General features: G+C 60.9%; 14 protein-coding genes. 1 reads left to right on the top strand and 13 read right to left on the bottom strand.

Annotated features, from left to right (window positions below; translation table 11 throughout):
- Position 1 precedes the first annotated feature (1 nt).
- The 4 genes from DXB86_RS04440 to thyA form a co-directional block, all read right to left on the bottom strand.
- A complete protein-coding gene (locus DXB86_RS04440) occupies positions 2-1,351 on the bottom strand; it encodes an MATE family efflux transporter (protein ID WP_117736287.1) in 1,350 nt (449 codons plus the stop codon).
- Between the two features lie 125 nt (positions 1,352-1,476).
- Complete coding sequence (locus DXB86_RS04435) at positions 1,477-2,391, bottom strand: RNA methyltransferase (RefSeq protein WP_055286414.1); 915 nt, start codon at positions 2,389-2,391, stop codon at positions 1,477-1,479.
- Positions 2,392-2,500: 109 nt separating this feature from the next.
- Complete coding sequence (locus tag DXB86_RS04430; protein WP_117736286.1) at positions 2,501-3,019, bottom strand: dihydrofolate reductase; 519 nt, start codon at positions 3,017-3,019, stop codon at positions 2,501-2,503.
- A gap of 9 nt (positions 3,020-3,028) precedes the next feature.
- Complete coding sequence (gene thyA / locus DXB86_RS04425; protein ID WP_117736285.1) at positions 3,029-3,877, bottom strand: thymidylate synthase; 849 nt, start codon at positions 3,875-3,877, stop codon at positions 3,029-3,031.
- Between the two features lie 166 nt (positions 3,878-4,043).
- On the opposite strand from thyA, the gene DXB86_RS04420 reads away from it, so the two are divergent.
- Entirely contained in the window at positions 4,044-4,808 is a 765-nt protein-coding gene (locus DXB86_RS04420) for a DUF134 domain-containing protein (RefSeq protein ID WP_117736284.1), read from the top strand.
- A 120-nt stretch (positions 4,809-4,928) separates the two neighbouring features.
- Here DXB86_RS04420 and ffh read toward each other — a convergent pair whose 3' ends face one another.
- The 9 genes from ffh to DXB86_RS04375 all read right to left on the bottom strand — a co-directional run bounded on the left by ffh (position 4,929) and on the right by DXB86_RS04375 (position 14,377).
- A complete protein-coding gene (gene ffh / locus DXB86_RS04415) occupies positions 4,929-6,404 on the bottom strand; it encodes a signal recognition particle protein (protein WP_117736283.1) in 1,476 nt (491 codons plus the stop codon).
- 10 nt (positions 6,405-6,414) lie between these two features.
- The gene (ftsY, locus tag DXB86_RS04410; protein WP_089571706.1) at positions 6,415-7,332 is read right to left on the bottom strand and encodes a signal recognition particle-docking protein FtsY; all 918 of its coding nucleotides are present in this window, start codon (positions 7,330-7,332) and stop codon (positions 6,415-6,417) included.
- Positions 7,332-10,868: a chromosome segregation protein SMC gene (smc, locus tag DXB86_RS04405; RefSeq protein ID WP_117736282.1), complete on the bottom strand. Its 3,537-nt coding sequence runs from the start codon at positions 10,866-10,868 to the stop codon at positions 7,332-7,334. Before smc ends, ftsY begins: the two co-directional genes overlap by 1 nt.
- Positions 10,869-10,878: 10 nt before the next feature.
- Positions 10,879-11,604 carry a ribonuclease III gene (gene rnc, locus DXB86_RS04400; RefSeq protein ID WP_117637759.1) on the bottom strand — a complete coding sequence of 242 codons (726 nt, stop codon included), beginning with the start codon at positions 11,602-11,604 and terminating at the stop codon, positions 10,879-10,881.
- 3 nt (positions 11,605-11,607) lie between these two features.
- Complete coding sequence (locus tag DXB86_RS04395) at positions 11,608-11,850, bottom strand: acyl carrier protein (protein ID WP_055309519.1); 243 nt, start codon at positions 11,848-11,850, stop codon at positions 11,608-11,610.
- Positions 11,851-11,974: 124 nt separating this feature from the next.
- Positions 11,975-12,994: a phosphate acyltransferase PlsX gene (gene plsX / locus DXB86_RS04390; protein ID WP_117629287.1), complete on the bottom strand. Its 1,020-nt coding sequence runs from the start codon at positions 12,992-12,994 to the stop codon at positions 11,975-11,977.
- A gap of 87 nt (positions 12,995-13,081) precedes the next feature.
- Positions 13,082-13,261 carry a 50S ribosomal protein L32 gene (rpmF, locus tag DXB86_RS04385; RefSeq protein WP_117736281.1) on the bottom strand — a complete coding sequence of 60 codons (180 nt, stop codon included), beginning with the start codon at positions 13,259-13,261 and terminating at the stop codon, positions 13,082-13,084.
- A 64-nt stretch (positions 13,262-13,325) separates the two neighbouring features.
- On the bottom strand, positions 13,326-13,880 hold the full coding sequence (locus DXB86_RS04380) for a DUF177 domain-containing protein (protein ID WP_117629286.1): 555 nt from the start codon (positions 13,878-13,880) through the stop codon (positions 13,326-13,328).
- Positions 13,880-14,377: an ATPase gene (locus DXB86_RS04375; RefSeq protein ID WP_040358176.1), complete on the bottom strand. Its 498-nt coding sequence runs from the start codon at positions 14,375-14,377 to the stop codon at positions 13,880-13,882. The genes DXB86_RS04380 and DXB86_RS04375 overlap by 1 nt, the downstream gene beginning before the upstream one ends.
- Positions 14,378-14,425: the final 48 nt, after the last annotated feature.

Genomic DNA, 14,425 nt, shown 5'->3' with positions numbered 1-14,425 from the left:
GCTAGGCAGTGGCGCGGCCTAGCCAGTTGCCGCTGTGATGGTAGACGGTGAACATCGCGGCGGTGATTACCCAGGTTACGGGGTAGACCAGCAGCAGATGCTCGAGCGAGGGGTCGAGCGGCATAATCGCAAACACCCAGATCACCCTGAGCACGACGGTGCCAAAAATCGTGAGCATCATAGGCTGGAAGCTCACGCCAGCGCCGCGGATGGAGCCGGACGCGTTTTCGATAATCGAGAAGATCGCGTAGAACGGCGCGATGAAATGAAGAATCGTCGTGGTGTAGGCCGAAATCGAAGCATCGTCGACAAACAGACGCGACAACGGACCCGAGAACACCAGTAGCACGGCAGACAGGCCACCAATGAGCATAAACGACAGCACAAGCGACGTATGGTAGCCCTTGCGCATGCGCTCGTAGTTGCGCGCGCCAAAGTTCTGTGCCGAGAACGTGGTGATCGAAACGCCAAGCGCCTCGGTAACCATCCAGACAATGCCATCCAAACGGCCCGAAAGACCCCACGCCGTGGTGACATCGGCACCAAACGAGTTGACCGACACCTGAATCAAAACGTTGGAAATCGAATACGCAGCAGACTGAAAGCCAAGCGGCAGACCACACGAGATCATGCTCTTACAAATACCGCGATCGATGCCGAGCTTAGACAGCGAAAGACGCCATGCACCCGGAGCGCGCATCATGCGCAACACGATCATCGTTGCATTGGAGCAAATGGTCAGCGCCACCGCGATGCCGCAGCCCAGAGCCTCCATATGAAGCACGGCAACGAAGATGACATCCAGCACCGCATTAACAAGGCAGCCGGAAGCAATGATCACAGCAGGACCGCGTGTGTCGCCCACGGCGCGCAGCAGCGCCGTTCCCATATTGAGCAGCAGCGCCGCAACCATGGCGGCAAAATAGCAACGAGCATAGGCCACGCCCTCGGCCAATAGTTCATGCGGCGTGTTCATAAGTACCAGCATGGGCTCAACGAACACTATGCCAAGAATCGAGAAAACGATACCGCCCACCAGCGCGAGCGTCATGGCCGTATGGACCGAACGACTCAATCGCTCATCATCGTGCTGACCAAAATACTGACCGGTAATGACCGCGCAGCCAGCGCCAACGCCAACGCAAAAGCCGATGCAGAGCTCGGTGAGCACCATCGTGGCCTGAATGCCACCCAGCGCGAGCTTGCCGCCAAACTGACCGACGATATAGGTACCGATAAGCGTGTAAGCCTGCTGAAAAAACGAGCTAAAGAAGATAGGGACGCACAGCGAAAGCAGTTGCTGCCAAATGACACCCTGCGTCACATCGATAGCCGTAGATTTCTTAGCCACACGCCCTCCCCAACAGCGTACATCAAACAACAAAACGGCAATTTAAGACCAAAGCCAATACCAGCTTAGCACCGACCGGTATCGGCCGAAACGCCCCGAACCAGAGCCCAGTGCGAAATAATTGCCTAGTGATACAGCCCCGGCTGGTAGTGGTACTCGTTGCTCACATGCGGGCACAGCTGCCAAAAGGCGACAGCACTTGCCGCGGCCACGTTAAGCGAATCGACCCCGTGTGCCATCGGAATACGCACGGCGCGGTCGCAGCCCGCAATGGTCTTGGCGCCCAAGCCAGCACCCTCGGTGCCCATAAAGATTGCCAGGCGGTCAATCTCCTGCAGCGCGGGATCGTCCAGCGACACCGAATCATCCGTCAACGCCATAGCGGCACACGAAAAGCCGGCATCGTGTAGCGCCGCCAGCCCATCATGCGGCCATACGCGCGCTTCGCTACCAATGCGTGTCCAGGGCACCTGGAACACCGTGCCCATGCTCACGCGGGCAGAACGACGATACAGCGGATCACAACACGTAGGACTGACCAAAATGCCGTCGACGTTGAGCGCGGCCGCCGAGCGGAATATTGCGCCCACATTGGTATGGTCGACAATGCCCTCGAGCACGCACACGCGCACCGGGCGCTCCCCCGCCGCCTCGACGACGCCGCCCAAGAACTCATCAACCGGAATCTGTCGCGGGCGACGAAATGCCGCGAGCGCACCGCGCGTCACGTTAAAACCCGTCAGCCGCTCCATAAGCTCCATCGAGGCAACGAACACGGGAACCGGACCCGCGCCCTCGCGTACCGCCAGGCGCTCAAACAGCGGCATCATCTGGTCGAGCCAGCGCTCGCCCAAAAGAAAGCTCACCGGCTCGTATCCGGCGCGAACCGCACGTTCGATGACCTTGGCACTCTCGGCGATAAAAATGCCCTTCTGCGGCTCCAGCACGCAGCGCAGCTCACGCTCGGTCAGTCGCACGTAGGCATCAAGCCGCTCGTCCTCGAGCGAATCGATTCGCAGCACCTCAACGGCATCAGTCATAGCAGCCAGCCCGCACCTTTCTTTACAGCGCATCTATACCAAACGAGGCGACGCTAAGCGCCGCCCCATGCATTCAATCAACCCGATGATACCGTTCACGCCAGGCGATTTATGCCTCAACGCGACGATACGTCACGAACTCATAATCGAGACCCTCGTCACCCTCGCCCGAGGCAATCGTGGCAACCCCGCCACGCCGCGCAATCTCCCACGCGGGATCGGCGTCCAAGTCGGGAAAGTACGTGTCCACGGGATGGACGCAGTGGTTATGCGTGACCTCGGCCTCCACGCAGCACGGCAAAAACTGACGATACACCTCGCCACCGCCGATCACCCACGCAACGGGCTCATCGGCAACCACGGCAAGCGCTTCGTCGACGCTATGCACCACGTCGACGCCCTCGGCAGCAAAGATCTCATCACGCGTGAGCACGATATTGCGGCGGTTCTTGAGCGGACGCCCACCGGGAAAACTCAACAGCGTCTTGCGTCCCATAATGACCGGGCAACCTTTGGTGCACGCCACAAAATGGCGCATGTCGGCACGGTTGGACACCACCATGTCGCCCTCGCACCCAATACCCCAGTCATCGCACACGGCGACAATGGCAGAAAGCTTACACGTCATGCGCGTCACCTACACCGCAATGGGGATGTTCTTGACCTGCGGGCCGTGCTCATAGCCCTCGACGATCAGATCATCGGTCGTAAACGCATAGAAGTCATGCACATCGGGGTTAAGCGTTACCTTGGGCGCGGTAAACTGCGGACGCTCGATAAGCTCGCGGACGATATCGACATGACGGTCGTAAATGTGGGCATCGGCAATCACATGTAGCAGCTCGCCGGGAATCATATCGACCGATTGCGCGACCATCATCAGCAAGATGGCGTACTGGCACACATTCCAGTTGTTCGCGGCCAAAATGTCCTGGCTGCGCTGGTTGAGAATCATGTTGAGCGTCGGTTTGTCATCCTGCGGGCGCTGCGTCACGTTATACGTCACGCTGTAGGCGCACGGATACAGGTGCATCTCGGACAAATCGCTAAACACATAGGTATTCGTCATAATGCGGCGGCTGTACGGCGTGTTCTTAAGGTCGTACAGAACGCGGTCCATCTGGTCGAAATCGCCCTCGGCATAATGGCTCTTCTGCCCAATCTGATACCCGTAGGCCTTGCCGATGGAGCCGGTCTCGTCGGCCCACTCATCCCAAATATGGCTGTTGAGGTCATGCACGTTATTGGACTTCTTTTGATAGATCCATAGGATCTCATCCATGGCAGATTTGAGGGCCGTACGACGCAGGGTAAGCGCCGGAAACTCCTCACGTAGGTCATAGCGTGCCGTGACACCAAAGTTTTTAATGGTATAGGCAGGAGTGCCATCCTCCCACAGCGGGCGGACCTTTTGGCCCTCGGTGGTGGTGCCATGGTCCAGAATATCGCGGCACATGGTTACAAACTGTTGATCAGCCTTGCTCATTGACCCTCCTGTCAGTCGCCTAAAAGCGAGATTCATTGTATCCCAGGCACATGCGGCCCCACAGCCCAAACATATGCCTTCATTTTCTGGCATATGCCAGAAATTCCTTGCGTAAATCTGCGCGTTCGCTATTCTATTGTTGACATATGTCAGATAAGGAGCACGTATGGCAGGAAGACGCGAGAAACTGCGCCGCGTCGGGATCATCCCCGAATACCGCGGCTTTACCCCTGACGGCCTAGCCAGCGGAGACGCCATCGACATGACGGTCGACGAACTCGAGGCGCTGCGCCTGTGCGACCTGGAAGGCCTTAACCAAGAGGCAGTCGCAAAGCAGATGGGTATCGCGCGCGCCACGGTGGCGGCTATTTGCAGCCGCGCGCATCGCAAGGTGGCAAACGCGTTGGTCAATGGACGGGCAATCGTCATCGAAGGCGGCAATATCGCGTACTCCCCCATTACCACGGCAACGGCCGTATGGCCAGCAAAGGAGATCGACACCATGAGGGTGGCAACCACGTACGACAACGGCAACATCTTTATGCACTTTGGCCACAGCGAGCAGTTCAAGATCTACGACATTCAGGATGGCAAGGTACTCAACGAGCAGGTCGTGGGCACCGACGGCACCGGCCACGGTGCCCTTGCGGGCCTGCTCGACAACGGTGGCGTGGACACGCTCATCTGCGGCGGCATCGGCGGTGGCGCTATCAACGCGCTTGCCCAAGCCGGCATCACGGTGTACGCAGGAGCTCAGGGCAGCTGCGACGCTTGTGTCGAGGCCCTTATCGCCGGAACGCTCGCACAGAACGGCGAGGCCACGTGCAGCTGCCACGGCCATGACCACGACCACGCCCACGAACATGGCGAGTCCTGCAGCTGCCACGGCCATCACGAGCCCGAGGGCCACGAGGGCTGCGGCTGCCACTAACGGCACGGCACCGCGAGCTCGGGGCGCGACGCTGAACGCAGCCCAACTATCAAAGCCAACAACAAAGGCCACCCGGTAACTTCCGAGTGGCCTTTGCCATATCAAGCTGGAATTACAGCCCTATTTCTTATTGCGCATCTGCGCTTCCATCTGGCGCAGCAGCTCCATATCGGACTTGGGACCGCCCATTCCCAAGCCGCCCATGCCGCCCAGACCCATAGCATCCAGGCCGGGGATATTGGGCATGCGCATCTTCTTGCCCTTCTTACCCTTTTTGCCCTTTTTGCCGCCGGCCTGTGCCTGATTGGCCATCGTGCGCATGCGGCCCATCATCTTATTCATCTCGCCCCACTGCTTCATAAGGCTGTTGACCTCGGTGGGGGTTACGCCGGCGCCCTTGGCAATGCGGGCGCGGCGCTGGCCGTTGATGATGGAGGGACGCAGGCGCTCCTCCTTAGTCATCGACATGATGATGGCCTCGTTCTTGTCGAAGATGCCCTCGTCCAGGTTGCCGCCCATCTGGTTAAGCGCACGCTGGCCGCCGGGGAGCATGCCCAGGATGCCCTTCATGCCGCCCATCTTCTTGACGGCCTTCATCTGGTCGAGCATGTCGTTCATGGTGAAGCCCTCGCGCAGCATGCGCTCGGCAGCCTCGAGCTGCTCGGCGTCGGCCGCCTCCTGGGCCTTCTCGATAATGCCGACAACATCGCCCATGCCCAAGATTCGCTTGGCCATACGATCAGGATAGAACGGCTCCAGCGAATCGGGTTTCTCGCCCATGCTCACGAACTTGATGGGCTTACCGGTCACCTGGCGCACGGAAAGTGCGCCGCCGCCACGGGCGTCGCCGTCGAGCTTGGAGATGATCACGCCGTCAAAGTCGGTGCGCTCGGCGAAGGTCGAGACGACGTTGACGATATCCTGGCCGGTCATGGCATCGACGACCATCAGCACCTGATCGGGCTTGACGGCCTTCTTGATGTCGACGGCCTCCTGCATCATCTGCTCGTCGATCTGCAAACGACCGGCGGTATCGACGATGACCACGTCACGCAGGTGGTCAACGGCCTCCTGGATGGCGCCCTTGGCGATGTCAACCGGGTGCTCGCCATCGCCACGGAAGACCGGCACGCCAATCTCTCCGCCAAGCGTGGCCAGCTGGTCGGCAGCGGCGGGACGGTAGACGTCGCACGCGGCGAGCAGCGGCGAGCGGCCCTGCTTCTTGAGCAGGTAGGCCAGCTTTACAGCCGCCGTGGTCTTACCGGAGCCCTGAAGGCCCACGAGCATGATGACATTGGGAATGCGGTTGCTAAAGACGAGCTTGCTCTCGGTGGAGCCGAGCATCTCGGTGAGCTCGTCGAGCACGATCTTGACGACGTTTTGTGCCGGCGACAGCGACTCCATGACCTCGGCGGTCATGCAGCGCTCCTTGGTCTTGGCGACGAACTCCTTAACGACCTTGAAGTTGACGTCGGCCTCGAGCAGCGCCATGCGAATGTCGCGCATGGCCGAGGTGATATCGGCCTCGGTCAGTTTACCCTTGCCGCGCAGGCGGTCAAATGTGTCGTTGAGGCGATCGCTCAGGGAATCAAACACTAGTCACTCCTTAATTGGACTCGCCCACCAGGGCGCGGCAGAAATCTTTGGCATTGAACTCCTGCAGGTCATCGACCTGCTCGCCCACGCCCACGCGCAGGATCGGGAGCTTGAGCTTCTCGGCAACGGCCATGGCGATACCGCCCTTAGCCGTGCCGTCGAGCTTAGTCATGATAATACCGTCCAGGCCCAGTGCCTCGTTAAACTCGAGCGCCTGGTTCAGACCGTTCTGGCCGGTGGCGGCATCGATCACGAGCACGACTGAGACGGGCATGGGGCCGGCGGCCATATTGGCGGCTCGCTTACGCGTCACGTTAACCACCTTGGCAAGCTCGCGCATGAGCTCGGGGCTCGTGTGCAGACGACCGGCAGTGTCGATAAGCACCAGGTCGCTGCCGCGCTTATCGGCCTCATCGAGCACGTCGTAGCAAACACTTGCCGGGTCGGAGCCGCGATCGCGCTTGATGACGGGGACGCCGGCGCGCTGACCCCACACATCGAGCTGCTCGATGGCGGCGGCGCGGAAGGTATCGGCAGAACCGATCACGACATTCTTGCCGCGGGCGGCCATGGCGCTCGCGATCTTGCCGACCGTCGTGGTCTTGCCGGCGCCGTTAATGCCTACAAACAGCACGCAGCTCGGCGTGTCGGAGAACGGATCGCGCTCGGCGGGCACAAAATGCTGCTCGAGCTGCTCAGCCAGGGCGCGACGGAGCTGCGGGGCGGTCTTGAGGTTCTTCTTGGCGGCCGTCTCGCGCAGATCATCGGAGACCTGAATGGCGACCTCGGCACCCATGTCACCCATAACGAGGGTATCCTCAAGGTCCTCCCAAAAGTCCTCGTCGACCTCGCCGCCAAAGTAGAAGACCTCGTTGAGGGCCTCGCGGCTGCGCTCAAGTCCGCGCGAGAGAGCGTCAAAGAATCCCATTATGCATTCACGACCTTTCCGGTTTCGCGATCGAGTTTTTGCGAGACGACGCGGCTGACGCCGTCGGCTTGCATCGAGACGCCATAGAGAACGTCAGCGTCCTCCATAGTACGGCGCTGATGCGAAATGACCAAGAGCTGCGTATCGGAACGCAACACGTCGAGCGCGCCGATGAGCTTGGACAGGTTGGCGTCGTCAAGTGCCGCCTCGACCTCGTCCAGCACATAGAACGGCACCGTGCGCGTGCGGTACACGGCAAAGAGCAGGGCGAGTGCCGTCAGACTCTTCTCGCCGCCCGACATGAGCATCATCTTGGTGATGCGCTTGCCGCGCGGCTGCGCCACGACCTCGATACCCGTCTCGGCCGGATGCTCAGGATCGGTCATCTCCAGATGAGCCTGGCCACCCGGGAACAGCATAGCGAAGATCTCGCGGAAGTTCGCGTCGACCTTCTCAAACGTCACAAGGAACGCCTTGCGCATCTTGCGATCAATAGCCACCGTGATCTTGGTGAGCGCCTTACGCGCGCTCTCCAGATCGGCCAGCTGCTCCTCGATGTAATCGGCGCGGCGCTTGAGCTGCTTGTACTCCTCCATGGCAACTTGGTTCACGGGACCAAGGTTGTTGATCTGGCGCACAAGCTGGTTGAGCTCGCGCTCGGCGGCATCGCGGTCCGTGGGCGCGGGAAGCATGAGCGCTTCCTCGAGTACCGTGTTGCCATCGGCGGTAATGGCCCTAATGGCGGCCTCTACCTGCACCTCGAGCTTGCCACGCGCAACCTTAAACTCGTTTTGCGTGGCGGTGGCAGTATCGACCTTCTCCTTAGCGCGGGCAACCTCTGCCTTGGCATCCTCGATGGTCTTCTTGAGCGAAGCGGAGTCCGCCTCCTCCAGAGAGGCCTGGTCACGCAGACGCGCGGCCCAATCCGATGCGCGATCCAGCAGGGCCGAATAGCGCTCGTGCATGGGGTCGACACGCAGGCGCAGCAGCTCGAGTGAGCGCGAGGCCTGGCGTGTTCCGCGGATACGGCGGTCGATGCCCTCGAGTCGATGCTCCAAGTCGGGCACACGGCCCTTCAGCGAACGCAGACGCTCGCTCGTCTGAGCCAGGCGGACCTTGGCATCGGCGAGCTTGCCGGCTGCCTCGGAATCGTCACGACGCACGCGATCGAGCTCGTCGTTGGCTTCGGCAACCTGGAGACCCAGGTCGCCTGCCTGCGCGCGGGCCTCGTCGCGCGAACGGGTGAGTTCGTCAACGCGCGGGCGCGCAGCGCGAACGGCCTCGGCGGCCTGCTCGCGGCGCTTGGAGATGCGCACGCGCTCGACCTCGGCGTTGTTGGCGCTTTGCTCCAGGCGGCCAATCTCGGAGAGCAGCGAGCGGCGCTCGCCCTCAAGACGGGCGATCTCGCCGGCGGCATCGCCCTCGGCGGCACGCGCCTCCTCAACGGCCGCATTGGCCTCGACGACCTGATCCGACACATGCTCAAACACAGCAGCCAGATCGGGTTCCAGGCCCTCGAGCTCACGGATGCGGCGCTTGCGCTCCAAGGCACCCGAAGCCTCGCCGGCATCGAGCCCCACGCGCACCAGACCACCACAGCTCACGCGGGCGCCATCGGGAGTCACGTAGGTCACACCGTCAACAACAGGGGCAGCCAACGCGGCAGCCAAGTCATCGACCACGTAATAGCCGCCGAGAAGGGCCTCGACAACCGGGCCATAACCGGAGCGCACGGACAGGCGATCGACCAGGCGGGAACCGGCAGCGCCCTTAGCGGCAGCAGAGGCGCTCGCACCGCGCGCCACCAGCAGCGCCTCGCCCGAGGCCTTCTTCTGGTCCAGAGCGGCACGACCGGCACGTTCAAGCGCGGACGTATCGTCGAACAGCAGCGCATCGATATCGCCGGCAAGCAGCTGCTCCACCAGGCCCTCGAGCTCACGAGGGGCCTCGAGCACGTCGCCCAGACGACCCGAGACATCGTCGCCCAGTACACCCACCAGACAGCTCACGAGCGGCGAGCTGTCGGCCATGCGGGCATCGAGTTTCTTTTGGCTAGCAAGCTCCGAGCGCACCTCGGACAGTTTGTTGCGCGCCTCGCTCTCGCGGGCACGCAAGTCCTTAAGGGCTGCACGGGCGACCTCGGTAGCCTCGCGCGCATCAATCTGGGCTTGACGGGCCTGATCGAGTGCACCCTCAAGCTCCTCGGCGCGGTCGCAACGGGTCTCGAGTGAGGCCGTGACTTCCTCGAGCTGGTCATCGATCTGCTCCAGGCGCGAGGCATACATGTTGTCCTCGACCTCGGCGTTGCTCAGCGAGTCCTTCACCTTGGCGAGTTCGAGCGCCGCGTTATCGGCCACACGCTGCACATCGCGTTGCTCACGCGTAAGCTGCGAAATCTGATTGTCGAGCGTCACGCGCCGCTCGTGGAGCTCGGCGGCGGCAGGTCCGGCGGCGTCAACGTCCTCCTGGGCCTGCATGTGCGCGCCGGTCACTTCCTCAAGCTGCGCACGCGCGTCCTCGAGCTCCTCTACCACGCGACGACGCTGATGCTCGGAGCTCGAGATCTGGCCGCGCATGTCGGACAGGCGCGACACCATGTTGTGGCCCTTTTCCTCGAGCAGGCGCATATCGGAGTTAATGCGGCCGACCACGTCTTGCATATGGCGGCGCTGCTCGCCCAGATCGCCCACAAACAGGCCCTTTTCCTCGAGCATGACCTGGAGCTTCTCGAGCTCGCGTTCCTTTTCGCCCAAGCGGTACTGCGCAAGCTCCAGCTCGGCGGCACCTTCCTTGGAGCGGCTCTCCAAGTCGTTCCACTGCGACTGCAGCGAACGCAGCTCGTCGACGGCCAGCATCTGCGTAAGCTCGTTCGCGCGCGAGGACAGCTCTTTATACTTGCGCGCGCGATCGACCTGACGCTCCAGCGGTCGCAGCTGACGGGCAATTTCCTTATTGATGTCGCGGGCACGCGTCAGGTGCTCGTCCATCGATTTAATCTTTCTGAGCGCACGCTCCTTGCGGCGCTTGTGCTTGGAGATGCCGGCGGCCTCCTCGATGAGGGCACGGCGCTCCTCGGGGCGGCTCTGTAAAATGGCGTCGAGCTTGCCCTGGCTGATGATGGAATGCGTATCCTTGCCCAAGCCCGAATCGTGCAGGATGTCCTGAATGTCCATCAGGCGGCACGGACTCGAGTTGATGAGGTACTCGCTTTCGCCCGAGCGATACATACGACGGGTGATGGCGACCTCGTCAAAGTCGACGGGCAGCATATGGTCCGAGTTATCGAGCACCAGCGTGACCTCGGCGACACCCACCGGCTTGCGCGCTGACGAGCCCGAGAAGATGACATCCTCCATGGCCTGGCCGCGCAGCTGCTTGGCGCTCTGCTCGCCCAGGACCCACAGAATCGAGTCAGAGATGTTCGATTTTCCCGAGCCGTTGGGACCGACGATGACGGTCAGGCCCGGCTCAAACGTCATATGGGCGCGGTCGGCAAACGACTTGAACCCTTTGAGCGTGAGGGACTTGAGATACACGGTTCCTCGCTTAAACAGGCTTCTTGTTGAGAATCACGCCGTTGGTGGTGTAGCCCATGCGGTCAAGTGCCTCGAGTGCAGCGGCTCCCTCGGCTTCCTTCTTTGAGGAGCCGGAGCCGCGGCCCTGGCGAATACCGTCGATGAGCACCACAGCGGTAAAGGTGGGCGCATGCGCGGGGCCCTCGGAGCCGACCAGCTTATACGCGGGAGGCTCATGGCCGTCTGCCTGCACGCACTCCTGCAAGAACGACTTGGGGTTCGCAGGGTGCTCGGCACGCTCGGAAGCCAGGTGCGGTTTGAGCGTACGGTGGATAAACTCCGCCGCGGCATCCCAGCCGGCATCCAGATACAGCGCGCCCACGAGCGACTCATAGACGTTCTCGAGCGCCGAGTGCAGACCGCGCGCGCCGGTACCGGTCTCGGAGGCACCAAAGATGATGATGTCGTCGATACCCAGCTCATGCGACACCTCGGATAGCGTGGCGCCCGAGACAAGCGACACCTTAAGGCGCGTAAGCTTGCCCTCGTCAAACTCGGGATAGGACTCAAAGAGCGAACGGGCCACCACGGCGCCCAAAATGGAATCGCCCAAGAACTCAAGGCGCTCATAGCTGGCAGAAACCGGCTGGCCCTCGACTGCCGAGGGATGCGTAAGCGCCGCGCGCAGAAGCACCTTATTATTGAACTCGTGGCCCAGAATTTCCTGGGCACGCGTAAGTCGTTCAGACAAAGCCAAGACCTAGGCCTCCCTGGCGTTTTCGATCGCGTCGACGGCGTCGGCGACAGAGTTGAGCGAGAGCAGAGTCTCGTCATCGATCTCGAGATTGAACTCGTCCTCGATAGCCGTAACCAGTTGCAGGCGCTCGAGCGAGTTGGCATCGAGGTCGTCAAAGGTGGTCTCATCGCTAATTTCGGCAACATCGACGCCCAGAACGTCAGCAGCGACCTCGGCGATCTTGTCGAAGATTTCGGAGCGGTCCATAGCGCTTCCTCTCATAGTGAATGAATACCAAAAGAATGGTACCGCCCGGGCGGTACCAAGACACGGTTCTGATTCTACCCCACGAAGCAGGCCGCGAGGCACATAACAGCGCTCTAACTCGCTCTTACAAAACGATGCCGTCCATGGAGTTGGCGACGTTCTCGACCAGCCCCGCGCGCACGGCTTCGGCCGCCGCGAGCGTACCGTTTTTAACAGCCTCGACCGAGGTGGCGCCATGGCCGATTAGGACCACGCCACGCAGGCCCAAAAGAATCGCACCGCCCTTGGCATCACCAGAGAGCTTGGCCTTAATCTCGCGCATCTGCTTTTTGATGAGCAGCGCGGCGATCTTGGTGCCGAGCGAGGCCATAAAGGCACCCTTGAGTTCCTGCAGCAAAAACTTGGCAGCGCCCTCGGTGGCCTTGAGCGCAATATTGCCCGACATGCCATCGGCAACGACGACATCGAAATTGCCCGAGGTGAGGTCGGTGCCTTCGCAGTTGCCCACAAAGCCCGGAACTGCGGCCTTCATAGCAGGGAAGCAGGCCTTGGTAAAGTTGGAACCCTTCTCGTCCTCGGTGCCATTGGCAAGCAGGCCCACGCGGGGATGCTCGATGCCCAGGACGACGCGGGCATAGGCGCTACCCATCTGGGCAAAACGCACCATGTCATCGACCTCGACATCGGGGTTGGCGCCCATATCGCACAGCACCGTCAGACCGCCGGCGCGATTGGGCAGCGCATTGGTCAGACAGGGACGCACCGGCTGCTTCTTGCCTTCGGCCATATATCTAAACGGCGTCACATAGGCGGTGGCGGCAGCGGTCATGGCACCGGTCGAGCCGGCGGAGAAGAACGCGTCCGCGTTGCCCTTTTTGATGGCGCGGCAGGCAAGCACGATCGACGATTTACGCTTGGTCATCACGGCGCGAATGGGATCGTCATCCATGGCGATAACGTCGGGTGCCTCAAGAGCCTCAACACGTGCATGGGAAGCAGCAAAGGGATTGACGATTTCAGCGGGGCCAGCTGCCAAGACCTCGATATCGGGATCGGCGGCAAGCGCAGCCTCGATACCATCGAGAACAACCTGAGGTTTCTCGTCTCCGCCCACAATGTCTACACAAACGCGAACGTTACTCATATACATGCTCCTTATACAAAAATGGCCGACTCATTGAGCCGGCCATTGTGGTTCCATTTGGAACGGCATCGCATCCAGAGTATACCGTTACTCGGTAACGATAACCTCGCGGTCCTTGTAGAAACCGCAGCTGGGGCACACGTGATGCGGAAGCTTGACAGCGCCGCAACGGGGGCACGTGGACTGAGGCGCAGCCGAGATCTTCATGTTGGCGGAACGACGGGTGTGAGTGCGGATACGACCCTGCTTTTGTTTAGGTACGGGCATAGTGACCTTCCTTATGAACTATCCAGTGTGGCGATTACGCGCAAGTAACGATACTACCACAGTTTTACTCATCGAGCTTGAGATTCTTCAATGCTGCAAATGGATTTTCCGTGGCAGCGGCCCATTCTGCCTCTGCCTGGGTGGCGCAATCGCATTGCTCGACGTTGAGATTGCAACCGCAAGTGGGACACAGACCGCGGCAATCGGGCTTGCAGAGCACCACAAACGGCGTGTCCATGACAACGGCATCGTTGATGGGCTCACCCAGATCGACGATGCGGTCCTCACCCAGGAGCTCGTAGCCGTCCTCGTAGGCCTCGGGATCCTCGGGCTCCTCAAAGAGGTAGAACTCCTCGATCTCGCCGGCGATATCAAACGAAGCGGGCTCCAGGCAACGGTCGCACTCGCCGGTGGCGTGCGCGCGGACCATGCCCGTGAGCAAGACACCGGTACCGGCATTGGTAAAGACAACGTCGTAGTCGATGCCGTCCTGTAGCTGGTACTCCTTCTCGCCCACCGTATAGGTGGCGACATCGACCTTGCCGGTCAGCGGATACGAATCTCCGGGAAACTCGAGCTGTTCGGAAAGATCGACGGTAACGCTCGGGAACTCAGCCATTACCACTGACCATTCTGTTGGGCGGCACCCTCGTTGAGCTGCTGACGGCAACGGGTAACGGTGCCGGTCAGGCTCTTGAGATTCTCCTCCAGGTGCGTAAAGACCTGCTCTGCGTAGTCCTCGGCAGCATAACGCGTCTCGCGCTCGTACTGCTGGGCACGATCGCGGATGTCGTCGGCCTGCTGCTGTGCCAAGCGGACGATCTCCTGCTCACCGGCAATGGTGAGGGCCTGCTGCTGAGCGTCGGCGATGATGGAATCGGCCTGAGCGGCGGCGGAAGCCATAAGCTCCTCGCGCTCCTTAAGGATACGGCGGGACTTCTGCCACTCCTCGGGATAGCTCATGCGGATCTCGTCGAGGATGTTGAAGAACACGTCGGCGTCGATGACCTTGAACTGAGCGTTCTTGCCGAAAGGCGGCTTGGCTTCCTCGATCAGCCCTTCGAGCTCATCGACCAAGCTGACGATCCTATCGCCAGGAAAATTCTCGCCCGGCATCCGGTCTCCTTTCATAGGTAACATATCATCGTGCTAGTTTACCACATG

The sequence above is a fragment of the Collinsella sp. OM06-18AC genome, assembly GCF_003438785.1.
GTDB lineage: Bacteria > Actinomycetota > Coriobacteriia > Coriobacteriales > Coriobacteriaceae > Collinsella.
The sequence above is the reverse complement of the archived record's forward strand: the minus strand, read 5'-3'. Positions and strand labels throughout refer to the sequence as shown.